The sequence below is a fragment of the Centipeda periodontii DSM 2778 genome (assembly GCF_000213975.1).
GTDB classification, from domain to species: domain Bacteria; phylum Bacillota; class Negativicutes; order Selenomonadales; family Selenomonadaceae; genus Centipeda; species Centipeda periodontii.
In genome coordinates this window covers 1,997,289-2,023,324 of sequence record NZ_GL892076.1, presented here as the reverse complement: position 1 = coordinate 2,023,324, position 26,036 = coordinate 1,997,289, and the positions used below count along the sequence as shown (strand labels likewise).

Annotated in this window: 17 protein-coding genes, 3 pseudogenes and 1 CRISPR repeat array; of the genes and pseudogenes, 19 read left to right on the top strand and 1 reads right to left on the bottom strand. The window is 55.8% G+C overall.

Annotated features, from left to right (window positions below; translation table 11 throughout):
- Window positions 1-1,673 (top strand): translational GTPase TypA (gene typA, locus HMPREF9081_RS09185; protein WP_006306936.1); only part of this gene is annotated, 1,673 nt, incomplete at its 5' end.
- A gap of 150 nt (window positions 1,674-1,823) precedes the next feature.
- Window positions 1,824-2,363 carry a cell division protein SepF gene (locus HMPREF9081_RS09180; RefSeq protein WP_006306935.1) on the top strand — a complete coding sequence of 180 codons (540 nt, stop codon included), beginning with the start codon at window positions 1,824-1,826 and terminating at the stop codon, window positions 2,361-2,363.
- Between the two features lie 91 nt (window positions 2,364-2,454).
- Here HMPREF9081_RS09180 and HMPREF9081_RS14590 read toward each other — a convergent pair.
- Window positions 2,455-2,620: pseudogene (locus HMPREF9081_RS14590) on the bottom strand (secretion protein HlyD).
- Between the two features lie 111 nt (window positions 2,621-2,731).
- Between HMPREF9081_RS14590 and rpsB the strand changes: the two are divergent.
- The 17 genes and pseudogenes from rpsB (at window position 2,732) to cas2 (ending at window position 20,834) form a co-directional block, all read left to right on the top strand.
- Window positions 2,732-3,442 carry a 30S ribosomal protein S2 gene (gene rpsB, locus HMPREF9081_RS09175; RefSeq protein WP_040394961.1) on the top strand — a complete coding sequence of 237 codons (711 nt, stop codon included), beginning with the start codon at window positions 2,732-2,734 and terminating at the stop codon, window positions 3,440-3,442.
- A gap of 72 nt (window positions 3,443-3,514) precedes the next feature.
- Entirely contained in the window at window positions 3,515-4,381 is an 867-nt protein-coding gene (gene tsf / locus HMPREF9081_RS09170; protein WP_006306933.1) for a translation elongation factor Ts, read from the top strand.
- A 120-nt stretch (window positions 4,382-4,501) separates the two neighbouring features.
- Window positions 4,502-5,227: a UMP kinase gene (gene pyrH / locus HMPREF9081_RS09165; protein ID WP_040394959.1), complete on the top strand. Its 726-nt coding sequence runs from the start codon at window positions 4,502-4,504 to the stop codon at window positions 5,225-5,227.
- On the top strand, window positions 5,224-5,781 hold the full coding sequence (frr, locus tag HMPREF9081_RS09160) for a ribosome recycling factor (protein WP_006306930.1): 558 nt from the start codon (window positions 5,224-5,226) through the stop codon (window positions 5,779-5,781). The genes pyrH and frr overlap by 4 nt, the downstream gene beginning before the upstream one ends.
- Before the next feature lie 318 nt (window positions 5,782-6,099).
- Complete coding sequence (locus HMPREF9081_RS09155) at window positions 6,100-6,894, top strand: undecaprenyl pyrophosphate synthase (RefSeq protein WP_040394957.1); 795 nt, start codon at window positions 6,100-6,102, stop codon at window positions 6,892-6,894.
- A gap of 14 nt (window positions 6,895-6,908) precedes the next feature.
- Complete coding sequence (locus HMPREF9081_RS09150) at window positions 6,909-7,730, top strand: phosphatidate cytidylyltransferase (RefSeq protein WP_006306927.1); 822 nt, start codon at window positions 6,909-6,911, stop codon at window positions 7,728-7,730.
- 15 nt (window positions 7,731-7,745) lie between these two features.
- Window positions 7,746-8,786 (top strand): RIP metalloprotease RseP, encoded by a 1,041-nt coding sequence (rseP, locus tag HMPREF9081_RS09145; RefSeq protein WP_006306926.1) that lies wholly within the window; start codon window positions 7,746-7,748, stop codon window positions 8,784-8,786.
- Between the two features lie 8 nt (window positions 8,787-8,794).
- Complete coding sequence (gene ispG, locus HMPREF9081_RS09140; RefSeq protein WP_006306925.1) at window positions 8,795-9,874, top strand: flavodoxin-dependent (E)-4-hydroxy-3-methylbut-2-enyl-diphosphate synthase; 1,080 nt, start codon at window positions 8,795-8,797, stop codon at window positions 9,872-9,874.
- Window positions 9,871-11,583, top strand: coding sequence for a proline--tRNA ligase (locus HMPREF9081_RS09135; protein WP_006306924.1), 1,713 nt, complete (start codon window positions 9,871-9,873; stop codon window positions 11,581-11,583). Before ispG ends, HMPREF9081_RS09135 begins: the two co-directional genes overlap by 4 nt.
- Window positions 11,584-11,730: 147 nt before the next feature.
- Window positions 11,731-12,727 (top strand): annotated as a pseudogene (locus tag HMPREF9081_RS13675) (transposase).
- Window positions 12,728-12,875: 148 nt separating this feature from the next.
- Window positions 12,876-15,290: a CRISPR-associated helicase/endonuclease Cas3 gene (locus HMPREF9081_RS09120; RefSeq protein WP_040395585.1), complete on the top strand. Its 2,415-nt coding sequence runs from the start codon at window positions 12,876-12,878 to the stop codon at window positions 15,288-15,290.
- Between the two features lie 12 nt (window positions 15,291-15,302).
- The gene (gene cas5c, locus HMPREF9081_RS09115; protein WP_006306920.1) at window positions 15,303-16,022 is read left to right on the top strand and encodes a type I-C CRISPR-associated protein Cas5c; all 720 of its coding nucleotides are present in this window, start codon (window positions 15,303-15,305) and stop codon (window positions 16,020-16,022) included.
- Window positions 16,019-17,943, top strand: a pseudogene (gene cas8c, locus HMPREF9081_RS09110) (type I-C CRISPR-associated protein Cas8c/Csd1). The gene cas5c and the pseudogene cas8c overlap by 4 nt, the downstream one beginning before the upstream one ends.
- Window positions 17,943-18,830 carry a type I-C CRISPR-associated protein Cas7/Csd2 gene (gene cas7c, locus HMPREF9081_RS09105; protein WP_040394955.1) on the top strand — a complete coding sequence of 296 codons (888 nt, stop codon included), beginning with the start codon at window positions 17,943-17,945 and terminating at the stop codon, window positions 18,828-18,830. The pseudogene cas8c and the gene cas7c overlap by 1 nt, the downstream one beginning before the upstream one ends.
- A 19-nt stretch (window positions 18,831-18,849) precedes the next feature.
- Window positions 18,850-19,509: a CRISPR-associated protein Cas4 gene (gene cas4 / locus HMPREF9081_RS09100; protein ID WP_006306916.1), complete on the top strand. Its 660-nt coding sequence runs from the start codon at window positions 18,850-18,852 to the stop codon at window positions 19,507-19,509.
- Window positions 19,506-20,534 carry a type I-C CRISPR-associated endonuclease Cas1c gene (gene cas1c, locus HMPREF9081_RS09095; RefSeq protein ID WP_006306915.1) on the top strand — a complete coding sequence of 343 codons (1,029 nt, stop codon included), beginning with the start codon at window positions 19,506-19,508 and terminating at the stop codon, window positions 20,532-20,534. Before cas4 ends, cas1c begins: the two co-directional genes overlap by 4 nt.
- Window positions 20,535-20,543: 9 nt before the next feature.
- Complete coding sequence (gene cas2 / locus HMPREF9081_RS09090; RefSeq protein ID WP_040394953.1) at window positions 20,544-20,834, top strand: CRISPR-associated endonuclease Cas2; 291 nt, start codon at window positions 20,544-20,546, stop codon at window positions 20,832-20,834.
- Window positions 20,835-21,169: 335 nt separating this feature from the next.
- A CRISPR array of direct repeats spans window positions 21,170-25,996; the repeat unit is 33 nt; unit sequence GTCGCGCCCCGCACGGGGCGCGTGGATTGAAAC.
- Between the last annotated feature and the right edge of the window lie 40 nt (window positions 25,997-26,036).

Here is a 26,036-nt window from a genome sequence, read left to right as displayed (position 1 = left end):
ATATTGAGCGCGAGCGCGGGATTACGATTCTCTCAAAGAATACGGCGATTCTCTATGACGATATCAAGATCAATATCGTGGATACGCCGGGACATGCGGATTTTGGGGGCGAGGTGGAGCGTGTCCTCAATATGGTGGACGGTGTTCTCCTGCTTGTCGATGCGTTTGAAGGACCGATGCCGCAAACGAAATATGTGCTGCGCAAGGCACTTGAGCAGGGGCTCAAGCCGATCGTTGTTATCAATAAGATTGACCGTCCGGATCAGCGTGTGGACGATGTCTACGATGAGGTCCTCGAACTCTTTATGGAGCTGGACGCGGATGATGATCAGCTTGACTTCCCGGTGATCTATGCGACGGCGCGCGACGGTATCGCAAAGTATAATATGGAGGACGAGAGCGACAATCTGGAACCCTTGATGCAGACGATTGTGAAGGAGATTCCGGCACCGCAGGGCGATGCGGACGGTCCCCTGCAGATGATGGTGACGACGCTCGAGGCAGATGATTATGTGGGACGCGTCGCCATTGGACGCATCATCCGCGGCTCGGTGCGTCTGAATCAGAATGTTGTCATCATCAGCGGCGACCATGACACCAAGGCGAAAGTCGGCAAAGTCTATGTCTATCAGGGCCTGAGGCGCGTCGATGTGGACGAGGCGGGGATGGGCGAGATCGTCGCCCTGACGGGGCTCGGCGATGTGAGCATCGGCTATACGGTGGCAGATGCAGAGAATCCGGAGGCACTGCCGACGATCAACATCGATGAGCCGACACTCTCGATGACGTTCGGTGTCAATACGAGCCCGTTTGCGGGACGTGAGGGGCAGTTTGTCACCTCGCGTCACATTCGCGACCGCCTCTTCAAGGAGATCGAGACGAATGTTGCGATGCATGTCGAGGAGACGGACTCGGCAGACGTGTTCAAGGTTTCGGGACGCGGTGAACTGCATCTCTCGATCCTGATTGAGCAGATGCGCCGCGAGGGCTATGAACTGCAGGTCGGGAAGCCGGAGGTCGTCTATAAGACGATCAACGGGCAGAAATGTGAACCGATGGAGAATCTGACGGTCGAGGTGCCGCAGGAGTACATGGGCGCGGTCATGGAGGCGCTCGGCACGCGCAAGGCGGAGCTGTCGAATATGACGGAGCTCTCGGGCTATATCCGCATGGAGTTCTTCATCCCGGCACGCGGGTTGATTGGCTTCCGTTCAGAGCTCCTCACGAGCACAAAGGGCAACGGCATCATGAATCATATTTTCCACGGTTATGTGCCGTATAAGGGGGATATGATCGGCCGTTCGCACGGCTCACTTGTGGCCTTCGAGCAGGGAGAGACGACGGGCTACGGCATCTTCTCCCTGCAGGATCGCGGAACGATGTTTATCTCGCCGGGGCAGCAGGTGTATGAGGGGATGATCGTGGGCGAGAATTCGCGTGACATCGACATGGACATCAATCCGTGTAAGAAGAAGAATGTCACGAATATGCGTACATCGGCGTCGGACGAGGCGATCCGTCTCACGCCGCCGCGCATTCTGAGCCTCGAGCAGGCGCTTGAGTACATCAACGATGATGAGCTGGTCGAGGTGACGCCGGAGAACATTCGTCTGCGCAAGGCAATTCTCGACCGTACGGCGCGTGGGCGCGCGGCAAAGAATGCACGAAAATAAAGCTGAAGTCCTGTGTTGACCGGGAAAATTTTGTTTAATGGGGATTTTATTGTAATTCTGAAAAAAATATGCTAGTATGTCTAAGTTAATAAAATGAAGAATTGTTACTAGTTTCATCTGGATATAATCTACTGAGAAAGGAAGAGATAAATGGGTGCAAATTCATTGCTTTCGCGCGTGAAGAATATGACTTCGCGTGTCGTGGACTCATTTATTCCTCCCGAGGATGATTTGTATGAGGATGTAGAAGAAGCGCAGGAGCCTGTTCCTAAGGTGTCTGCCCGGACTCGCCAAGAGGAGGTTGTGCAGCGCCGCGTTGCGAACGGTGGCACGGTGTCCTTTTCCTCCGCGACATATGGAACGTCTTCATCAGCGCACGGTACACCCACGGTGGGAGACGGCGGTACGCCGCTGACCGTCCATACGACGAAGGTTGCAGAACTCAAGGTTCGCATCCATCGTCCACGCCGTTATGATGACGTGGGATCGGCAGTTGTTCAGCTCAAGAAGGGGATTGCCGTCGCGGTCAATTTCGACTGCCTGAACGAGGCGGAGCGTCGTCGCGTCTGCGACTTCCTGAATGGTGCCTGCTATGTACTCCATGGCACGGCACGCATGGTATCGAGTGCGATCGTTCTCTATGCGCCGAAGGGCGTAGATGTGACGGAGGCAGCCGCACGGACGTATTGATCCTTTGAACTTTAGGGATGGAGAGCATTGCTGCTCTCCATTTTTTATGCAAAAAAATATGATGGAGCGTTGTTTTGCAGCTTTTCTTATGCTATAATACTCCGCAGTGTTTAGGAAGCACTGATAAATTCAGTACTGCCATCTTGGCACATCTTTTTCGCCCTGCCATCGTCGACAAATCCTCCACATAGCCTTTGCAGCGTTAGGTTTGTCTCCTTGACAGGATAAAAAATCTGCACCGATCTGACAGACTTCATTTTATCAGCGATTCCTTAAAAATCACGCGTTCCCGATAGTCGCTCTGTGCCGCGCTGTGCGTGGTGGTGCGTCGGATGAGGGGCGCGGAAGAACAACAGGAGGTATTTTCCATGGCAGTAATTTCTATGAAGCAGCTTCTGGAGGCAGGCGTCCACTTCGGACATCAGACCCGCCGCTGGAACCCGAAGATGGCGCGCTATATCTTCACAGAGCGCAACGGTATTTACATTATCGATCTGCAGAAGACGGTGCGCAAGGTGGACGAGGCGTACAACTTCCTCCGCAGCGTTGCACAGGAAGGCAAGTCAGTGCTTTTCATCGGCACGAAGAAGCAGGCACAGGAGGCGATCCGCGAGGAGGCTCTGCGTGCGAATATGTTCTATGTCAATGAGCGTTGGCTCGGCGGCATGATGACGAACTTCCAGACGATTCAGCGCCGTATCCACCGCCTCAAGACACTTGAGGAGATGGAGGAGAACGGGACGTTCGAGGTGCTGACGAAGAAAGAGGTGCAGGGGCTGCGCCATGAGAAGGAGAAGCTCGAGCGCTATCTGGGCGGCATCAAGGATATGAACCGTCTGCCGGGCGCGCTCTTCGTCGTCGATCCGCGCAAGGAGCGCATTGCGGTTGCCGAGGCACGCAAGCTGAACATTCCCATTGTTGCGATTGTTGACACGAACTGCGACCCGGATGAGATCGACTACGTGATCCCGGGCAATGATGATGCAATCCGCGCGGTGAAGCTCCTCACAGGCTGCATGGCGGACGCTGTGCTTGAGGGCAATCAGGGCGGCGCACCGGAGACGGCTGAGGCCGAGTAAGGAAACAATCTGAGGGGTAAGGGAGTGTTATCCCTTGCCCCTTTTTTTGAGACAATTTAGGGAGGAAATACAATGGCAATCACTGCTGCAATGGTAAAGGAACTGCGTGAGCGCACAGGCGCGGGTATGATGGACTGCAAGAAAGCGCTTGCAGAAACCGACGGCGATATGCAGAAGGCGATCGACTATCTGCGTGAGAAGGGCATTGCGAAGGCGGAGAAGAAGGCGGGCCGCATTGCTGCTGAGGGTGCCGTGACGGCGTATCTTGCGCCGGATGCAAAGGTCGGCGCGATTGTCGAGATCAACTGTGAGACGGACTTTGCGGCGGGTAACGAGCAGTTCCGTGAGCTGAGTGCGAAGGTTGCAAAGCATATTGCAGAGACGAATCCGGTCGATCTCGATGCGCTGAACGCAAGTACGATCGATGGTAAGGATGTTGCCTCCCTCATCACCGAGGCAACGGCGACGATTGGTGAGAAGATTTCGCTGCGCCGCTTTGCACGCTATGAGAGCACGGGCCGTGTTGCGACGTACATCCACATGGGCGGCAAGATCGGCATTCTCGTGGAGCTCTCCGGCGGCGATGAACAGCTCGGCAAGGACATCGCGATGCAGATTGCGGCGGCATCGCCGATTGCGATTGACCGTTCCGGCGTGACGGCAGATGATATCGAGCACGAGAAGGAAGTCCTCCGCAAGCAGGCACTTGAGGAAGGCAAGCCCGAGAAGATCATTGAGAAGATGGTCGAGGGGCGCATCAACAAGTTCTACGAAGAGGTTTGCCTGCTTGAGCAGAAGTTCGTGAAGGATCCCGAGCAGAAGGTTTCGGCTGTGCTGGGCGGCGTCGAGGTCAAGGCATTCACGCGCTTCCAGCTCGGTGAAGGCATTGAGAAGAAGCAGGAAGATTTTGCTGCGGAGGTTGCTGCACAGATGCAGTAAGGGAATGATGAGAAGGGGCTGTTGTTCGAAGCATATTTTGCTTCGTACGGCGCCCCTTTTTTGCAGACAGACAGCGTAAAGTATGCTATAATGGCGCAAAGAGAAACAGGAGGAGTCATCGTGGGAGCGAAATATCGTCGTGTCGTATTGAAACTCAGCGGAGAGGCTCTGGCGGGAGATCAGGGCTTTGGCATCAATCCTGCCGTTGTTGAGGACATTGCCGCGCAGATTAAGAAGGTACGCGATCATGGCATCGACGTTGCCATCGTGGTCGGCGGCGGCAATATTTGGCGCGGTCTTGCGGGCAGTGCAAAGGGCATGGACCGCACGACGGCAGACTACATGGGCATGATGGCGACAGTGATGAATGCGCTTGCTCTTCAGGACGCACTCGAAAAACAGGATGTCGATACGCGCGTGCAGAGTGCGATCGAGATGCGTCAGGTGGCAGAACCCTATATCCGACGCCGTGCAATCCGCCACATGGAGAAAGGACGCGTTGTGATCTTTGGTGCAGGCACAGGCAATCCGTATTTTTCGACGGATACGACAGCAGCCCTGCGTGCGGCTGAGATCGAGGCAGATGTGATTCTCATGGCGAAGAAGGGAACGGACGGAATCTATGACTGCGATCCGAACAAGAATCCCAATGCGAAACGCTTTGAAACCCTAGCCTATATTGACATTCTCAAGAAGGGGTTGGCGGTCATGGACGCGACAGCAACGAGCTTGTGCATGGAAAACAAGATTCCCATCGTTGTGTTTAATATTGACGATTATGCGAATATCGCGCGTGCATCGTTTGGAGAGCCGATTGGAACGACCGTAGGAGGCGAGGCTGTATGATTAAGGAAATTCTCTCGAAGCATGAAGCAAGCATGAACAAGGCGATTGAGGCGCTCCGCCGGGAGTTCTCATCCCTGCGCGCGGGGCGTGCGACGCCGAACCTCCTAGACAAGGTGATGGTGCCTTACTATGGGACCCCAACGTCGGTCAATCAGCTCGCGAAGGTGACGGTGCCGGAGCCTCACATGATCGTTATTACACCATGGGAGAAGTCCATCCTGCACGAGATCGAGATCGCGATCTCGAAGTCCGATCTCGGTCTCTCACCGAACTCGGACGGTACGGTGATCCGCCTTGCGATCCCACAGCCAACGCAGGAGCGGCGCAAGGAGCTGATCAAGACGGTCGGCAAGAAGACAGAGGATGCAAAGGTCGCCCTGCGCAATATCCGCCGTGACGCGAATGAGGCGATCAAGAAGCTCGAGAAGGACAAGGAGATCAACGAGGACGAGTCCAAGCGCGGACAGGACTCTGTGCAGAAACTCGTGGATAAGTTCGTCAAGCAGATGGAAGAGATGCGTGCGGCAAAGGAAAAAGAGGTCATGGAAATCTGATGACGGATCTCCTTTTGGCGCGTCCATGGAATGCGGTTTCTCAGGAGCTTAATGCAGAGGGGATAGCCTATGAGCTTTGTGAAACACGTTCGCCACGCACCTTCTTTTTGGTGGATCCGGCGGAGCCATATGTTGTTCGTGTGCGGTGGCATGGTGACGACTGTGTGGTCACATATACACCTGCACCCGCGCGGAGTGATACGGTAGCCGCGTACGAGGAAGCGTTGCGTTGAACAGACACAGCCCCTTCCGGCACTGCCGAAGGGGTGTTTTGGTAGATTGAGGGAGCGTAGCTCAGGGAGGATGGAAGAGATAGATATGTGGAGAAAGATATTGGGTGTCGGCAAACGCGGATCTGCCGCCGCAGAGCCGTCTCTTCCGTCCGGATTCTCGGTTGACCATGAACAACTGCCGCGCCATATTGCCATTGTTATGGATGGGAATGGACGCTGGGCGAAGGCGCAGGGACGCTCACGCTCTGCGGGTCACGAGGCGGGTGCACGTACGCTGAAGCGGATCGTTCGCGCGGCGTCGGAGATAGGGGTCGAGGTGCTGACGGTCTACGCGTTCTCTACGGAGAATTGGAAGCGTCCGCACCGCGAGGTCGATTTCCTGCTGAATCTCTTTGACTCTTTCCTTGAAAAAGAGATTGCAGAGATGCATGCACAGCATGTGCGCATGAGCTTCATCGGACGGCGTGACCGCTTTACGGAGCGCTTTCTGCGCCGCATGGAGGAGGCGGAGGAGCGCACAGCGAACAATACGGGGATGCACTTTAATCTTGCGGCGAACTACGGCAGTCAGGACGAGATCCTGCGTGCCGTACGCGCAATCTCCGTACGCGTGGCGGCAGGGGAGATTACGCCGGAGGAGATCGACGAAGACCTTTTTTCGCATGCACTCGATACGGCGGGGGATCCGCCCGTGGATCTCTTCATCCGTACGAGCGGTGATCTTCGCCTCAGCAACTTTCTCCTCTGGCAGTCGGCATATGCGGAGCTCTATTTCACAGATACGCATTGGCCGGATTTTACACCGGAGGAGCTGGCGCACGCGATTGAGGATTTCGCAGGACGCAGCCGTCGCTTTGGTGGGCTCTCGGCAGAAGAATAAATTGGAGGCTGTCTTTGATTATACGCATTATTTCCGGAACAATTGGTATTGCGCTCGCCACCTATGTGATTCAGGAGGGTGGGCGGACGTTTATCATTGCGGCGGCGTTGCTCGCCGTGCTCGCATGGCTTGAGTACGTGCGTGCCTTTTCGCGTCGCGGCGGAAACCTCACGCTCTTTTCGGGGCTTCTCAGCATCGGCGGTATGCTCTACGGTGCCTATTTGGGGCAGATTGATATTATTCTGTTTGTCCTGACGGCATCTGTCCTACTTGTACTCATTACCTCGGTGCTCCTGCGCGGGGATGTATCTGTGCCGGATGTGTGTATCTCTGTGGCAGGCATCTGCTATATCGGGCTGCCGTTTGCCTATCTCATCATGCTGCGCAATCTTGCGGTTGGCAGCTATGTCACGCCAATCGAGACATTTGATCTCGGAACGGCGATGGTCTGGGTCATGTTTATCGGGACGTGGGCGAGCGACAGCTTTGCCTACTTCGCAGGACGCGCGTTCGGCTCGCACAAGCTCGCGCCTGCAATCAGTCCGAACAAGACGATCGAGGGATTCCTTGGTGGGCTCATCGGTACGGTTGCAGCGATGACGGGGCTCGGATGGCTGCTCGCGATGCCGCTCGCGCAGATGGCAGGCCTTGGTGCGGCGATTGCCATCCTTGGCACCCTCGGTGATCTCGTGGAGTCGCTGATGAAGCGGCATGTGGGCATCAAGGATTCGGGGGCGATCATCCCCGGGCACGGCGGCATCTGGGATCGCTTTGACAGCGTTCTCTTTACGGCACCGCTCGTTTACTACTATACGATTTACTTTGTATTGCGCTGACATAAAGGAGCTTGGATGTTAGAAAAAATTCTCGCGACTGTATTCGTCTTTGGGCTCCTCGTCTTTGTGCACGAGCTCGGGCATTTCATCACGGCAAAGCTGACGGGGATGCGCGTGGATGAATTCGCCATTGGCTTTGGTCCGCGCTTGGTCAGCTTCCGCTATGGTGAGACAGTCTACTCAATTCGCATTGTTCCACTCGGTGGATTCAACGACATTGCAGGCATGGCAGCGGATGATAATGACGCGGGCGACCGCGGCTACTGCCGCAAACCGATTCTCTCGCGGATGATTGTGATCCTTGCGGGCTCGGCGATGAACTTTATCCTGCCCGTCGTGCTCTTCTTCGGCATCTTCTTCTTTGCCGGGGTACAGACGCCGAACCCCGCGCCCGTGCTTGGCACAGTGCTCGCAGATAACCCTGCGGCACAGGCGGGGCTTCAGGCAAATGACCGTATCCTTGCGATTGACGGGCAGCCCATTGAAACGTGGCAGGAGATGGTGGATGCCATCCGTTCGAACCATGGGACTGTCCCGATGACCATGCAGGTAGATCGCGCGGGACGGGAACTGACGGTCAGCGTGACACCCCATTATGATGCGGCTCACGATCGCGGTGTCATCGGCATTGTGAACGCGTATGAGAGCACATACCCAGGATTCTTCCAGTCGATCTCCATGGCGTTCGAGCGGACGGCGATGATCATTGTCATGATGCTTGACGCGCTTTATCGCATCATTCTCGAACTCTCCGGTTCAGAGCTCGCGGGGCCGATCGGTGTGGCGCAGATGGCGGGTGAGGTTGCAGAGATGGGCATTGTGCCGCTCCTCAACTTTGCGGCGCTTCTTAGCCTCAACCTTGCGATCATCAACCTCCTTCCCGTGCCGGCACTGGACGGGGGGCATTTCCTCACGCTTTGCGTCGAGGCGGTACGCGGCAAGCCGCTCAGCCCGAAGGTCATGCACTACATCCAGAACGCGGGCGTGGGGCTCATTGTGCTGCTCATGCTGCTTGCGATGAAGAATGACGTTGTACGTATCTTTGCAGGAGGTTGACCTTCGCTATGGCAAGCTATGAACGTCGCAGGACGCGGCAGATTCACATAGGAAATATCCCCATCGGGGGCGGCGCTCCGATCTCGGTGCAGTCCATGTGCAATACGAAGACAACGGACACGGAGGCGACGGTGCAGCAGATTCGTGAGCTTGCGGCAGCAGGCTGCGACATCGTGCGCGTCGCCGTGCCTGACATGGAGGCAGCGAAGAATCTTGGCAATATTGTGCGGCAGGTAAAGACGCCACTCGTTGCAGACATCCACTTCGACTACAAGCTCGCACTTGAGGCGATGGCGCAGGGCGTCGCGGCACTGCGCATCAATCCCGGCAACATCGGTGGGACGGAGCGCGTGAAGAAGGTGGTTGCGGCAGCGCGCGAGGGCAGTATCCCGATCCGTATCGGAGTCAACGCCGGATCGCTCGATCATAAAATCCTGACGAAATACGGCGGAGTAACGGCAGAAGCATTGGTCGAATCCGCGATGGAGCATGTACGCGTGCTTGAGGAGCAGGGCTTCTACGATATGAAGATCTCGCTCAAGGCGCATGATGTGCCGCTGACGCTTGCGGCATACCGTCTCATGAGCGAGCGCGTCGACTATCCGCTCCACCTCGGCATCACGGAGGCGGGCACGGCGGGAACGGGGATCATCAAGTCCTCGGTCGGCGTCGGGGCACTGCTTGCGGAGGGCATCGGCGATACGATTCGCATTTCTCTTACGGGCGATCCCGTGGTCGAGGTGCGCACGGCAAATGAAATACTCAAGGCACTTGGGCTCAAGGAATACGGCCCGACGCTCGTCGCTTGTCCGACGTGCGGGCGCACAAGCATCAACCTTGTGGAGATCGCGGAGAAGGTCGAGGAGCGTCTGCGCGGGATGGAGGACCCCATCGAGGTCGCTGTGATGGGCTGCGTTGTGAACGGTCCCGGCGAAGCGCGCGGCGCGGATGTCGGCATCGCCGGCGGGAACGGTGAGGGACTGATCTTCCGCAAGGGTGAGGTCATCCGTAAGGTAAAGGAAGAAGAACTGCTCCCCGAACTGTTTCGGGAGATTGATGCAATATTGGAGGAACGCAAAACGTCATGAGAGCAACGAATCTGTATGCGCCCACACTCAGGAATACGCCTGCGGAGGCGGAGATCACAAGCCATCAGCTCATGTACCGTGCAGGGCTCATCCGCAAGTCTGCGGGCGGCATGTATACGTATCTGCCGCTCGCGTGGCGCACGATCCGCAAGATTGAGCAGATCATCCGTGAGGAGATGGATGCGGCGGGCGGACAGGAGATCATGATGCCGATCCTGCAGCCGTCCGAGCTCTGGGAGGAGAGCGGACGCTGGGGCGCATACGGTGCGGAGATGATCCGCGTGAAGGATCGCCATGATCGTGAGTTCTGCATGGGTCCGACGCACGAGGAGATGATTACGGCACTCGTGCGCGATGAACTGCGCTCGTACAAGCAGCTGCCCGTCATGCTCTATCAGATTCAGGACAAGTTCCGCGACGAGCGCCGTCCGCGCTTCGGCGTCATGCGCAGCCGCGAGTTTATCATGAAAGACCTTTATTCTTTCGATAAGGATGTCGAGGGGATGAACGAGTCCTACCGAAAGATGTACGTCGCGTATTCCAACATCTTCACACGCTGCGGTCTGAACTTCCGCGCGGTGGAGGCGGACAGCGGCGCGATCGGCGGCGGGCACTCCGAGGAGTTTACCGTCCTCGCGCCCGAGGGCGAGTCGCGCATTGCGTGCTGCGATGCGTGCAGCTACGCGGCGAGCGATGAGAAGGCGGCGCTGCGCCCGATCGATGCGCCCGAAGAGGCGGAATTGCCGCTTGAGAAGGTGGCGACGCCCGGCACGCATACGATTGCCCTGCTCGCAGAGTATCTCAAGGTTCCCGTGGAAAAGACGATCAAGGCGGTTGCCTATCAGGCGGAGGACGATACCCTCATCCTCGCATTCCTGCGCGGCGATCACGAGGTCAACGAGGTGAAGCTCGCGAACGCTGTTCCAGGCGCGCGCGAGTTGCGGATGGCAGATGAGGCGGCAATTCGTGCGGCGAGCGGATGCCCCGGATTTATGAGCCCGATCGGCATTGCGGAGGGCACGCATATCGTCGTCGATGAGACGGCGATGCGGATGCACAACGCCGTCTCGGGCGCGAATGAGCAGGACTTCCACTATACAAATGTCAATCCAAAGCGCGACTTCGGCACGGTGACGGTGGCGGACATCCGCCTCGTCGCGGAGGGGGACGAGTGCCCTGCCTGTGAGAACGGGCACCTCCATATCGGGCGCGGCATTGAGGCGGGGCAGATCTTTGCGCTCGGCACGAAGTACAGCGAGGCGATGGGTGCAACCTTCCTTGACGAGGCGGGCAAGGCACAGCCCCTGCAGATGGGCTGCTACGGCATCGGCGTCGGGCGCACGATGGCGGCAGCGATTGAGCAGAACAACGACGAGCATGGCATCATCTGGCCGCGCGCGATTGCGCCGTACGAGGTTGTCGTCGTCGCGGTCAATGCGAAGGTTCCAGAGCAGCTTGCGTACGCCGAAGAGGTCTATGAGGAGCTGCGCGCGGCAGGCGTCGATGTTCTGCTCGACGATCGGCGCGAGCGAGCAGGCGTCAAGTTCAACGACTGCGACCTGATCGGCTACCCCGTGCGGATTGCGATCGGACCGAAGACCATCGAGAACGGGAGTATCGAGGTGAAAGTCCGCAAAACAGGCGAACTCGTGAACTTTGCACGCGATACATATTTGAAGGGCGTGCAGGATATGCTTGCGGCGCTGTGATTTGATCGTTGTCTTTTTGTTATGAGAGAGCCGTTCGATAGCGAGCGGCTTTTTTTGTGGCCTTTCGCTGATTCGTGTGGGTAGGAGGTTTCAAGATGATCGGCAGACATGATATAATATCCCGAAAAACAGATTGGAGAAATCATCATGGATACGTTGTTCTTGTTTTCTGCCGCATTGAATCTTGATGCACCTTGGCGTGTGGAACGGGTCGAGTTCCTCCCCTCAAAGGAGAAGCCTTCCATGAAGGAACTCCATATTTACGTAGGATTTGCATGCGGCGGGAAATTTCACTGCCCGGAAGAAGGATGCGTGGAATCCATGAGCGCCTACGACACCTCTGAGCGGACATGGAGACATCTGGACTTCTTTCAGTACAAGACCTACCTGCACGCAGCCCTTCCACGTATCCGCTGTAAAGAGCACGGGACAAAGACCGTATCCGTTCCTTGGGCAAGACCGAACTGTGGCTTCACACTTCTAAGACCATGAAACGGTGGGGCGCTTTGTCGAAGACTTCAGGGCGCATGGAGGCAGGACAGAAAACGTCGGCGTCATCACCTGCGACATGTCGTTGGGCTTTCGCAAAGGAATCCTGGAGAACTTCCCCGAAGCGCACACGATCATCGACAAGTTCCATGTCGTCAAACATTGCAACGAAGCTGTGGACAAGGTACGCAAAGAAGAGGCGAAGACGAACGAACTTCTACGGAGGACGAAATACATCTGGCTGAAGAACGAGAAGAATCTCACGGAAAACCAGCGGGAGAAGAAGACTGCCCTTTGCAGGAAACATCTGCGCACGGCGGGCGCATATTGCATGCGGATTGCGTTGCAGGAAATCTATGAAACCTGTATGGACAAAGAACATGCCGATGAGAGGCTGCGCCGCCTATGCAGTTGGATGATGCACAGCCGGCTGGAACCGATGAAGGAGTTCGCGCGGCTCGTACGGAGACATAGCGAGGAAATTCTCAACTACTTCAAATACAAGTACACCAACGCCGTACTTGAGGGAATGAACAGTGTTATCCAGAATCTGAAGTGTCGTGCACGAGGATTCCGGAATATGGAATACTTCAAGACCATGATCTATTTGGTATGCGGAAAATTGGATCTTGATGTCGTCGTTGCCCAACCGTAACGGCATCATTGTTTCCTTTACCCACACGAAATAGCGATTAACCTAAATTTACCTTCGTGCAACAGTCCCGTTTTTTGTCCATAGAAAGAAAGTAGAATTAAAGGAAAATTTGGAAATGTATAGAACTATATAAGGGAGTGTGATGGAGATGAAACAATATTTTGCACATATACGGCGCGATGAATCTGCGGAGCAGACGATCCGTTCTCATCTCCTGCGTGTCGGCGATCTGATGGCGATGTATGCGGCAGGACTCGGACTCTCCTCGATGGCGCAGCTCATCGGTATGCTTCATGATCTCGGCAAGTGTACCCGTGCGTTTGCAAACTATCTTGAGTGGTGTCGCGAACATCCGGGTGATTACAGTCAAAAGGGAAAGGTCGATCACTCTACGGCGGGCGGTCAGTTCTTGATGCGCCGATATGGCAACAGGGGCGATGCTGCACTGCTTACGGTGCATATAGCGTCACTTGTGATTTTTTCACATCATACAGGGCTGATGAATTATCTGAGAGAGGATGGGATCTCAGATTTCCTAAATCGCATGGAGAAAGAGGATGCCCCGCAAGTTGATCTCTCCTATTATTATAAAACGGTCATCTCGGAGCGCGAACTCGATGCGCTGTTCGAGGAGGCTGCACATGAGTTCTCCGCACTCGATGCGAGGATTATGGCATATGCGCCGGAGGGGAGCGAGGCATATCATTTTGCGTGGGGCATGGTGCATAAACTGCTCCTCAGCATGCTTGTAGACGCAGACCGACTGGACAGTGCAGAGTTTGAACTGGGGGAGCAACAGACGCGTCTATGGGACACAGCGTCCATTTGGATGGATTTCTCGGATAAGCTGGAACAAAAACTGGCTGAATTTTCGATTCCATCAGAGCCACAGGTAAAGAAGATTGTAGAGCTTCGCCAAAAGATCAGCGAGGACTGTCTGCGAGCGGCAGAAGAATTGCCGGGAATCTATCGCCTACGCGTTCCGACGGGGGGCGGCAAGACTCTTGCAAGTATGCGCTTTGCACTGCGGCATGCGCAGAGATATCATAAGAAGCGCATCATCGTCGTCATCCCATATACCTCGATCATCGATCAGAACGTCAAAGAGATTCGCGATGTTTTCCGGATGGATGAGGCAATTCTGGAACATCACTCTAATGTTATCATGGAGGACGATGGGGAAGATACGGAGAGTATGGACGCTCGGCGCATTCTGACGGAGCGGTGGGATGTTCCTGTCATCTTTACAACGCAGGTACAGTTTCTCAACACTCTGTTTGATGGAGGCAACACTCCGCTGCGCAGACTGCATGCACTCAGGGACAGCATCATTATCTTTGATGAGATACAGACACTTCCTGTGCGTTGCACCTATCTTTTCAATGCTGCGATGAATTTTCTCAAGGATTTTTGCGGTGTCACTGCCGTCCTCTGCACCGCGACGCAGCCGCCGCTCGCACAGCTGGATGTTCCTCTTGAGATGAGTGACCATGCGGACCTCACGAGCGATGTTGCTGAGGTGTTTGAGGGATTTCGGCGCGTACGGATTGAAGACATTTGCAAGGATGGCGGCATTTCTGTGGATGAAATCGCCGCCGCGATTGTGTGCAGTGTCGAGGAGATCGGCGATGTGCTCTGTATCGTGAACCTCACGGCACAGGCACGGGATCTTTACAAGGCGGTTGCGGAACAAACACAGACATCGGAACGAGATGCACGTGTGGTACATCTCAGCACAAAGATGTGTCCCGCACATCGCAAAGAAATTCTAAAAGAAGTGCGGGAGGAATTGAAACGTCATAAGGATCATCCGGAGCAGCGACTTATCTGCATCAGTACACAGCTGATTGAGGCCGGCGTCGATGTATCGTTTCCCGTCGTCTATCGGGCGCTCGCGGGATTCTCCTCTATAGCGCAGGCGGCGGGACGATGCAATCGGCACGGGGAACTGGAGCGCGGCATTGTTCGGCTCTTTGCGCTAGAGAATGAAAACCTCAGCCGTTTGGCGGACATTGCACAGGGCAGGAAAATTGCGTGCGACCTTTTATATCAGTCGTCGGCAGATGAGATTCTCACGCCTGCTGCGATGGACAAATATTTTCGCAGATTTTACAAGGGGCGTACGGCGCGTGATATGCGTTTCCCGATGAAGAGCTGCAATACCATATTCGATCTGCTCTCTGCAAATGAGGCAGGCTTCCAGAAAGCAGATGAGCGAGGAGAGTCCCCTGAACTATGTTATATGCAGGCATTTCGCGATGCAGGGCGCGCGTTCGAGGTCATTGACTCGCATACGGAAGCCGTTCTTGTTCCATATGGAGACGGAAAGGAGCTGATCGTGGAATTCAATGACATACAATTTGATAAGCAGCAGATTGGGAAAAAGATGAATGTGGCCCAGCAACATATGGTGAATTTGTTTTCCTATGAACTCCAGAAACTCGCTCAGCTCGGTGGGATATGGCGAACGGAGAGTGGGGTGATGGCTCTGCGGGAGGAATATTACAATGAGGCATTCGGTGTGCAGACGGAGGAGCAGTCCAATATGTACTGCATGATTTAAGGAGGTGAGGCAATGAGAAATTCGATCGAATTTCAAGTCTATGGACGGATGGCACTCTTTACCGATCCGATTACGAAGATCGGTGGCGAGCGTTCCTCCTACTCTGTGCCAACCTATCAGGCACTCAAGGGGGTTACCGAAAGCATCTACTGGAAGCCTACAATCTATTGGGTAGTCGATGAAGTGCGCGTTATGAATCGGATCGCGACGCAGTCGCGCGGTGTGAAACCGCTGAAATATGGAGGCGGAGGAAATGATCTCGCCATCTACAAATACCTGAGCGATGTGTGTTATCAGGTACGTGCGCATTTTGAGTTCAATCTACATCGGAAAGAGCTTGCAGAGGACAGGGATGAGCACAAACACCACAACATCGCAAAGCGCATGGTGGAGCGCGGCGGACGCCGTGACATCTTCCTCGGCACGCGGGAGTGTCAGGGGTATGTGGAGCCAGTGCGTTATGGCGATGGTAAAGGCTATTATGACGATGTCGGCGAGATGCCACTTGGTACAATGTTCCACGGGTTTAACTATGTCGATGAAACAGGCGGCGCTATGCTTCAAGTCCGGCTTTGGCAGCCGGTTATGGAAAGCGGAGTCATTCGTTTCCCGCGACCGGAGGAATGCACGCTTGTCCGCGATATTCGCAAGGTGGAGAGCAAGCTCTTCGATAAGAACAGCATTACCTTTGCCGCAGAGGAATTTGAAGCATTGGAAGGGGGGAGACTATGAGCTGGATGGAACAGCTGGTGCAGACGTATGATGAGAACGAGCGCTTTGCCGGGAGGGATGATGTCGACGGCATGCGGGCGCTCCTGCCTCCTGTCGGACATATCGTGCAGAACGCGCAGATCGAGATGACACTGAGCGCGGATGGAGAGTTGATTCAAGCAGAAGTGATTCCAAAGGAATTGCAGTCAACGCTGATCCCATGTACGCCGGAATCGGCATCGCGTACAAATCGTCCGTCACCGCATCCGTTGCATGACAATCTCTCCTATGTCGCAAGGGATTATTATGACTTCGCGAAAAAACCTCCGAAGGGGGAGACTGTTCCGTATCTTCTTTATCGGAAACTCCTCGGCACATGGGCAGATTCTGATACGAACTCCAAGGTGCAGGCGGTCTATCGCTACATCAGCAGTCATGATGTGATCCGTGACCTGATTGAGAAAAAGGTGCTCTATCAGGATGATACGGGCAAGCTGATTGAAAAGTGGACGGACAAGGAAGCACCGAAACCTGCCATTTTCAGTGCCGTTCCGGGTGATATTTTGAAAGCCATGGTGCGGTTTCGCGTCGTCGTGGATGATGATGACTGTCCGGAGTTATGGAAAGATACGCAGCTGCAAAAATCGTATCAAGAGTTCTTTCATCAGCAGTTTTCCCATATGGAAGAACAGCTCTGCTATGCAACGGGGAAAATCCTCCCAGCTACGGACAAACATGGCAAGGGAATCCGCTTTCCGGGCGACGGGGCAAAGATTATCTCCTCGAATGACATGAGTGGATTTACCTTTCGCGGGCGTTTTGTTGACAGTGACGAATGTCTCTCCATTGGGTATGAGACTTCTCAGAAAGCAATGAATGCCCTTATGTGGCTCGCACGCAATCAGGGGTATACACATGATGGGCGCGTATTTCTCGCATGGGGGCGGTGCGGACAAACGCCGCCGCCGGTGTTCGACGATACGGCACGCCTGACAAGGAGACGGCGACCCGCAGGAACGGCGCGCCCCTCATCGCTGAAAGGCTGGGCAGAGTCCCTAACAAAGGCACTCGCGGGTTATCGCCACGCATTCAAGCAGGCAGAGATGAGTCAGGTCAATGTCATGGTTCTCGATGCTGCGACAAAGGGGCGGCTTTCCATCTGCTACTACAGCGAGATGGCGGGTGAGGACTTCATCGATCGGATTGAGAAGTGGCACAGCCTTGGATGTTGGCGTCAGCATGGCTATGACAGTGAGAAAGACGAGTCGTTTGCCTACTTCGGAGTTCCGACCCCCAAACGGCTTGTCGAGGCCTGTCATGGCGTAAATGTCGGCGACAGTCAGATGAAGCTCGAACTGGAGCGTATCTTTTACGCTATTTTGCAGGGGAATCCCCTGCCCGTGGACATGGAACGCATGGTGATGGGGCGTGCTGTCAAGAGGGCTGTGTGTGACAAATACTATGATTGGCGCAGACAGCTTTAGAGCCGGCGTGCTCCATCATTGCACGCCGCCTCAACCATACAAAGGAGGAATACACCGTGGCACTTGATGAAACGAAGGCTGATCGCTCCTATTTGTTCGGCAGATTGATTGCTGTAGCGGATCAGATGGAGCGAGCAACCTTTAGCCGAGATGAGATGGGGAGCCGCACAACAAATGCCATGCGTTACATGGAGATTTTCTCCTCACGCCCTGCCTCCACATGGATGACACTCCAGAAGAAATTGCTTCCCTATCAGCAAAAGAGGGAAATGTATGGAGGAAAGGAACGAAAACTCATCAGTATGATCGGCAGTATGTTCAACGATGAGGATTTTCTCTCGGATCGTCCGTTGGATGGGCGATTCCTGCTCGGCTACTATTGCCAGCAGTATGCGATGGAGCAGGAACGTGAGGAGAACCGTAAGAAGAAAGAAATGGCTACAGAGGAGGATGTATGATGTCTGCACTGACGAAGAAAATCGATTTTATTGGATTCATTACGGTAGAACGCTCGAATCCAAACGGAGATCCTCTGAACGGAAATCAACCGCGTACAGACTACGGCGGCTATGGAGAGATCTCCGATGTGTGCCTCAAGCGTAAGCTACGCAATCGCTTGCAGGATGCTGGCGAAAAGATCCTCGTGCAGTCCAATGAGCGTGCAGATGACGGTTGTGACAGCATCCGCTCCCGTGTTGAGGCGAATCCTGCGATGGAGAAGCCTTTGAAAATGAAAGACAAGGAAGAGGGGCGCACGCGTATCTTTGCAGAAGAGGCGTGCAAGGCATGGATGGATGTGCGGGCATTTGGGCAGGTGTTTGCACTCAAAGAGGCAAAAAAACAAGGTGTTGACTCTGTTTCTGTTGGCGTGCGAGGCCCCGTGACCATCCACACAGCAGTCAGCCTCGATCCCGTCACCATCACGGGTGTCCAAATCACGAAGAGCGTCAACAACGAGCCGGGCGATAAGAAAGGCTCGGACACGATGGGGATGAAGTACCGTGTCGATTTTGGTGTCTATAAATTCCAGGGGAGCATCAACGTTCAGCTTGCGGAAAAGACGGGGTTCAGTGAGGAAGATGCCCAAAAGGTCAAGGAAGCACTGCGTACGATCTTTGAGAATGACGCCTCGTCTGCACGTCCCGAGGGGAGCATGGAGATGAGCTGTTTCTACTGGATTGAGCACAGCAATAAAACAGGTGCGGCTTCGAGTGGAAAGGTGCATCGGAGTGTCAAAGCGCAAAAGAGAGATGGGGTGGAGGTACCGTCCCGTTTCGAGGACTATGTGATCGACGACAGTGCTCTCTACGCAATTGACGGTATCCATATTGAAAAATACGTTTAGGGAAGTTCGGTGAACTGATATGAGCTATGCTGAAGACGAGTATCTTATGCTTTCGGAGATTCAGCATTACGTATTCTGCCCGCGTCAATGGGCGTTGATTCACCTTGAGCAGCACTGGCAGGAAAATGTCTTGACTGTTGAGGGGAATGCCCTGCACGAAAAAGCGCACGATGAGAACATTAAGGAAAAGCGCGGAAATAAGATCATCGTGCGTGGAATGCGCGTAGCATCTTCTCGGATCGGTATTTCCGGCGCCTGTGATGTTGTTGAGTTCCATGCGGATATGGAAGGCGTGCACATTCCATCCTATCAGGGAAGCTATCGCGTTGTACCGATTGAGTACAAACGCGGAAAGCCGAAGGAGGGGGAGGAGGACGTCCTTCAGCTGACACTCCAGGCGCTCTGTCTTGAAGATATGCTGGCGACCAATATTCCATTTGGGTATCTCTACTATGGGGAGATTCGCCGCCGGGTCAAAGTGGAGTTTTCAGATGAACTGAAAGGGCGCATTCCAATTCTGGTACAGGAAATGAGGCAGTATATTCAAAGAGGACATACGCCTCTCGTTAAGCGTCGAAAGGGGTGTGCAAATTGTTCCCTGAACAATGCTTGTGTCCCTAAACTGAATCGCCTCGGCTCTGCAAAGATTTACTTGGAGAGGAGGCTGGCAGAGGAATGAAGCCCCTTTTGAATACGCTCTTTGTCAATCAGGATGAAGCGTATCTCTCTCTTGATGGTGGGAATGTTGTGGTCATCCGGGAGGATCGGGAACTGGCTCGTTTTCCGCTCCACAACTTTGAGCAGATCACTACCTTTGGCTACACTGGTGCAAGTCCTGCGCTCATGCGCAGATGTGCGGAGGAAAATATTGCGCTCACATTTATGACGCCGGAGGGGAGATTCCAGGCACGTGTCATTGGCGAGATGAATGGAAACGTCCTCCTGCGCAGAGAACAGTATCGACGTGCAGATGATGCGGGCGACAGCCTTGCACTGGCAAGGCACTTCATTCTCGGCAAGATTTACAACGCGCGGTGGGTGGTTGAGCGGATGCGCAGAGACCATGGCATGCGGATTGATGAGGAGAAGTTTCAGAATGTCAGTGACTTTCTCCAGATATCCTATCGCGAAGTCGCGTCTGCCTCGAATCTGGAAGAACTGCGTGGTATTGAGGGAAAGGCTGCCGTCAGTTATTTCTCTGTGTTCGATGATATGATACTCAAACAAAAAGAGAATTTCTTTTTCACCGAACGCAATCGCAGACCTCCTCTTGATAACATGAACTGCCTTCTTTCCTTTCTCTATGCACTGCTCATGAATGATACGGGAGCTGCACTTGAGGGAGTGGGACTAGACTCCTATGTTGGGTTCCTCCATCGCGACCGTCCGGGAAGGCAGTCACTCGCACTTGATCTCATGGAAGAATTGCGTCCAATAGCAGATCGCACTGCTTTTTCCATGGTCAACACCAAGAAAATTTGTGGTAGGGATTTTCACCTAGAAGAGGGAGGTGCCGTATACCTGACTGATGACGGACGCAAGAAAATTTTGGAGGCGTGGCACACACATAAAGAGGGGATGATGATGCATCCCTTCATGGAGGAAAAGATCAAATGGGGACTCGTACCGCATGTGCAGGCGATGCTTCTCGCACGCCATCTGCGCGGCGATCTCGATGCCTACCCTCCATTTTTGTGGAAATAGGGACTTGCCATGTACGTTTTAATCACCTATGATATTAGTACCGTTGATGCCGATGGACGCCGGCGCCTACGTCAAGTCGCACGCAAATGTCGCGCCTATGGACAGCGCGTGCAGAACTCCGTCTTTGAATGCAAGGTCGACCCGACTCAGTGCAAGCAGTTGGAACTCGCACTGCTTGACATCATCGATCTGCAGGAGGATAGTCTGCGTTTTTACTACCTTGGCAAGGACAAAGGTCCGAAGGTCAAACACTATGGCACAAAGGAATCCTACGATTTGGAATCTGCCATTATCATCTAAGGAATCGCTGATAAAATAGACCCTCAGATTGGCGTAGATTTTTTCATCCGATTGAGGAGGCAAACCGGACGCATAGTCAAAGCTATGTGGAGGATTTGCAGGCATTGAGCGGGCAAAAAAGATGCGCTAAGATGGCGGTGCTGAATTTATCAGTGCTTTCCTAAGTACTTTTAGGAGTGCGAAGGTGAAGTAAACAGAAAATGAAGTGAAGAAATATAGGTGCGTGAACCACATCAAAGGAGGGGTGTGGGACGTATGCGCCAAGCAAACCGTATTCATGGCGAGTAAGACCCATGAATATGTGGCAAAAGAGGGAAGTCGTGACCTTTTTTGCTGTCGCGCCCCGCACGGGGCGCGTGGATTGAAACTACCAGTGACGGATTGAGCATATTTCCCGTAGCCCGTCGCGCCCCGCACGGGGCGCGTGGATTGAAACTGCTTTTGAAAGGATGATCAAAATGACGCTGAGTCGCGCCCCGCACGGGGCGCGTGGATTGAAACATCCGCTTAAATCCGATGAGGAGGTCTATCTTGCGTCGCGCCCCGCACGGGGCGCGTGGATTGAAACTCCCCGTCGGCGGGGCTTGCGGATCGTCCATTGCGAGTCGCGCCCCGCACGGGGCGCGTGGATTGAAACTCCGGCACGTCATACCACGCCGACCACGCATAGGTCGCGCCCCGCACGGGGCGCGTGGATTGAAACAAGTTGTGGTCAACGATTTGCAGCATCGCAAATGGTCGCGCCCCGCACGGGGCGCGTGGATTGAAACACTCCTTCTATACCTGCTTATACCTGCTTATTCGTCGCGCCCCGCACGGGGCGCGTGGATTGAAACTCGTATCTGCGCACTTCCGTCGCGGTATCTGGGTCGCGCCCCGCACGGGGCGCGTGGATTGAAACTCCCAAAAGATATGCCGGACATTGCCTCGATTGGTCGCGCCCCGCACGGGGCGCGTGGATTGAAACATCCAACATACGCCCATACAAGCGCGGCGGGAGGTCGCGCCCCGCACGGGGCGCGTGGATTGAAACACGCTCCCCTGCGCGCTTGATAACTGATAGAGTCGTCGCGCCCCGCACGGGGCGCGTGGATTGAAACCTTGAGGAGCGCCGCGAACTGCTCCGGCGTGATGGTCGCGCCCCGCACGGGGCGCGTGGATTGAAACAGCACTCTAAGAAAAAGGTGATATAGGAGATCAGGTCGCGCCCCGCACGGGGCGCGTGGATTGAAACATAGTCAATGACGTGGAGTGTATCGCCCGCAAGCGTCGCGCCCCGCACGGGGCGCGTGGATTGAAACTCCAGTGCTTATCCATCCGGGAGCGCCCCACGGGTCGCGCCCCGCACGGGGCGCGTGGATTGAAACGACGAAGTCCTTGTACTCGTGGAGGTACAGAAAGTCGCGCCCCGCACGGGGCGCGTGGATTGAAACGTGGAATTGTTACTCGTGCAATCTGCATAAGTGCGTCGCGCCCCGCACGGGGCGCGTGGATTGAAACACAAAGTGATACAATTTTGAAAGACCGCAAACCGTCGCGCCCCGCACGGGGCGCGTGGATTGAAACATAACGGCAAAAAATGGTTGAAAAAGCCTTATGTCGCGCCCCGCACGGGGCGCGTGGATTGAAACATGGAAGAAGCTGCGGTGCAGCAGGAGGAAACGGTCGCGCCCCGCACGGGGCGCGTGGATTGAAACCGCGAGATTGCTGCAAAGCCGGACAATGAATGCGGGTCGCGCCCCGCACGGGGCGCGTGGATTGAAACATATCTCATGAGATATGTAGTCAACCCCCTAAAGGTCGCGCCCCGCACGGGGCGCGTGGATTGAAACATCATATATGTCAGCGTGGAGCCGCAGGCCTCAAGTCGCGCCCCGCACGGGGCGCGTGGATTGAAACTTTCCGCAAAAAATCACCGATGCAGATGCAGGTCGGGTCGCGCCCCGCACGGGGCGCGTGGATTGAAACTCTACTATTGGTACAAAGCAGTACAACAACAATAGGTCGCGCCCCGCACGGGGCGCGTGGATTGAAACCCCGCCTCGCCGCTCGCAAATATCGTCTTGTCAGTCGCGCCCCGCACGGGGCGCGTGGATTGAAACAAAATCGCCATCTCCTCTTTTGTCGCATAGACGCGTCGCGCCCCGCACGGGGCGCGTGGATTGAAACGAATGAGGCGGTGGAATCATGGCAAAGAGCATCGTCGCGCCCCGCACGGGGCGCGTGGATTGAAACGCCATTGCAACACCTGCGGGCACGCTCCCGCCGGTCGCGCCCCGCACGGGGCGCGTGGATTGAAACTCTGTCACCACAACCAACCCCTCTTTTTGCAGCGGTCGCGCCCCGCACGGGGCGCGTGGATTGAAACGCCGGTGCATCGCTCGGTGCAAAGATCGAGATGGTCGCGCCCCGCACGGGGCGCGTGGATTGAAACCCCGACACGACGAGCACGTACGCCAAGGAAGGCACGTCGCGCCCCGCACGGGGCGCGTGGATTGAAACAACCACATGGATGCGCCCGGACTTAGCCCAGCGGTCGCGCCCCGCACGGGGCGCGTGGATTGAAACCCCAGACCGTGAGCGCAAATCGCTGCGCCGCCGTGTCGCGCCCCGCACGGGGCGCGTGGATTGAAACTCGGTAAGGTGGTCTGCGGCGCGACAATTGACCGGTCGCGCCCCGCACGGGGCGCGTGGATTGAAACGATGCGCGCGCTTTCATCCTCCGTTTGTAATGCGTCGCGCCCCGCACGGGGCGCGTGGATTGAAACAGACGATCAATCACGGCTGAAGAAAAAGCACTTGTCGCGCCCCGCACGGGGCGCGTGGATTGAAACTGATGTGTCGGCACAACAGCAGGAAACATCGGCGGTCGCGCCCCGCACGGGGCGCGTGGATTGAAACTCATTACCTGTGCCTCCTTATGCGGGAATGATTGGTCGCGCCCCGCACGGGGCGCGTGGATTGAAACACGCCGAAGAAGTATCGAAAATAACTTTCCGTGGTCGCGCCCCGCACGGGGCGCGTGGATTGAAACACGCCGAAGAAGTATCGAAAATAACTTTCCGTGGTCGCGCCCCGCACGGGGCGCGTGGATTGAAACACCGATGAACAGATTTCGTGGAATCCCCATCCAAGTCGCGCCCCGCACGGGGCGCGTGGATTGAAACAACGTGCTGGATCGCAACAACAACATCGATCGCCGTCGCGCCCCGCACGGGGCGCGTGGATTGAAACTTGCAGACCAACAAGAACGCCTACAAGGAAGAAGTCGCGCCCCGCACGGGGCGCGTGGATTGAAACCAGATCGCAAAAGCAATCGCAGACGGCACGCCGGGTCGCGCCCCGCACGGGGCGCGTGGATTGAAACAGCGTGGGGAGCCGCTGCCGGCATGGGCGAACGGTCGCGCCCCGCACGGGGCGCGTGGATTGAAACGCCCCCCCATGTCCTACAAAAATTGTCCAATCTTGTCGCGCCCCGCACGGGGCGCGTGGATTGAAACCGACATGACGCGCTCCAACTTCTGGATGTCCTTGTCGCGCCCCGCACGGGGCGCGTGGATTGAAACCGTCTTGCTTGCGGTAACACAGACGCATAACAGCGTCGCGCCCCGCACGGGGCGCGTGGATTGAAACTGCTATACGCAAAACACCCTTGCAAGGGGTGGGGTCGCGCCCCGCACGGGGCGCGTGGATTGAAACACGCGCCGCAGGACGAGATCGGACACGAGAGACGTCGCGCCCCGCACGGGGCGCGTGGATTGAAACATACCGATCGCGCGCAGGATGTCCTCATCGCGCGGTCGCGCCCCGCACGGGGCGCGTGGATTGAAACGCGAAGTCAAGAAGAACAGTTCCGCTCTTGTCGCGTCGCGCCCCGCACGGGGCGCGTGGATTGAAACTGTCTGACTGCCGCAAAAGTCATGATAATCCTCTGTCGCGCCCCGCACGGGGCGCGTGGATTGAAACAATTTTCCTCCTATCGAAATTAGAACAGCTGCTGTCGCGCCCCGCACGGGGCGCGTGGATTGAAACGGCGGTACTGTCTCTATGGAGATGTACAAGGGAGTCGCGCCCCGCACGGGGCGCGTGGATTGAAACGAAAATTCTGACGGCGATGTTGCCGTGTCCGTCGTCGCGCCCCGCACGGGGCGCGTGGATTGAAACAAACGTCTGGATGCTGCTGCAAAGGCAGAGAAGGTCGCGCCCCGCACGGGGCGCGTGGATTGAAACCCGAAACATCAAGAGGAATTGCGGTCTCCTTGTTGGTCGCGCCCCGCACGGGGCGCGTGGATTGAAACCAGCCGAACACGCCCGCCGCGAACGCGAACGGCTCGTCGCGCCCCGCACGGGGCGCGTGGATTGAAACTGATAATTTAGGGCAAAATAAAACCCCTCCGAAGTCGCGCCCCGCACGGGGCGCGTGGATTGAAACGCCATTTTAGCGCGCCTCCATTTCTGACTCATAGTCGCGCCCCGCACGGGGCGCGTGGATTGAAACATGTGTGCGGGAACTTCGAGGAGGCAGAGCCGACGTCGCGCCCCGCACGGGGCGCGTGGATTGAAACGGCATGTAATCCACGCGCGTCAAATTCCAAACGGTCGCGCCCCGCACGGGGCGCGTGGATTGAAACCCCGACAAGCGCGAATTGTCTAGTAATCTGCTAGTCGCGCCCCGCACGGGGCGCGTGGATTGAAACCAAAAAGGAATGAATTTTTGGCAAGACAGCAAGGTCGCGCCCCGCACGGGGCGCGTGGATTGAAACTTGACTTCGCGGAAACTTACTTGCACCTTCATGGTCGCGCCCCGCACGGGGCGCGTGGATTGAAACTGGCAAGGTGTTTTTTTCGGTCGGATTTTTCCGCAGTCGCGCCCCGCACGGGGCGCGTGGATTGAAACTGCCCCGGGCACGCTGTTGCCATGAGCTCACGGTCGCGCCCCGCACGGGGCGCGTGGATTGAAACGGATATCGAAAGTCGTCATGGACGATCGACGTCAGTCGCGCCCCGCACGGGGCGCGTGGATTGAAACGACGGCGCGGATATATGGGTTGACCACTACTTGAGTCGCGCCCCGCACGGGGCGCGTGGATTGAAACTACAAGGAGATCAATGAAAGCATGGATTATCCGGTCGCGCCCCGCACGGGGCGCGTGGATTGAAACTCGTTGTTACGGAAAATGTACCGATGAGAAATACGTCGCG

Coding starts and splice junctions, on each gene's coding strand:
- HMPREF9081_RS09180 (WP_006306935.1), top strand. CDS start 1,824: ATGGGTGCAAATTCATTGCTTTCGCGCGTGAAGAATATGACTTCGCGT.
- rpsB (WP_040394961.1), top strand. CDS start 2,732: ATGGCAGTAATTTCTATGAAGCAGCTTCTGGAGGCAGGCGTCCACTTC.
- tsf (WP_006306933.1), top strand. CDS start 3,515: ATGGCAATCACTGCTGCAATGGTAAAGGAACTGCGTGAGCGCACAGGC.
- frr (WP_006306930.1), top strand. CDS start 5,224: ATGATTAAGGAAATTCTCTCGAAGCATGAAGCAAGCATGAACAAGGCG.
- HMPREF9081_RS09155 (WP_040394957.1), top strand. CDS start 6,100: ATGTGGAGAAAGATATTGGGTGTCGGCAAACGCGGATCTGCCGCCGCA.
- rseP (WP_006306926.1), top strand. CDS start 7,746: ATGTTAGAAAAAATTCTCGCGACTGTATTCGTCTTTGGGCTCCTCGTC.
- ispG (WP_006306925.1), top strand. CDS start 8,795: ATGGCAAGCTATGAACGTCGCAGGACGCGGCAGATTCACATAGGAAAT.
- HMPREF9081_RS09135 (WP_006306924.1), top strand. CDS start 9,871: ATGAGAGCAACGAATCTGTATGCGCCCACACTCAGGAATACGCCTGCG.
- HMPREF9081_RS09120 (WP_040395585.1), top strand. CDS start 12,876: ATGAAACAATATTTTGCACATATACGGCGCGATGAATCTGCGGAGCAG.
- cas5c (WP_006306920.1), top strand. CDS start 15,303: ATGAGAAATTCGATCGAATTTCAAGTCTATGGACGGATGGCACTCTTT.
- cas7c (WP_040394955.1), top strand. CDS start 17,943: ATGTCTGCACTGACGAAGAAAATCGATTTTATTGGATTCATTACGGTA.
- cas4 (WP_006306916.1), top strand. CDS start 18,850: ATGAGCTATGCTGAAGACGAGTATCTTATGCTTTCGGAGATTCAGCAT.
- cas1c (WP_006306915.1), top strand. CDS start 19,506: ATGAAGCCCCTTTTGAATACGCTCTTTGTCAATCAGGATGAAGCGTAT.
- cas2 (WP_040394953.1), top strand. CDS start 20,544: ATGTACGTTTTAATCACCTATGATATTAGTACCGTTGATGCCGATGGA.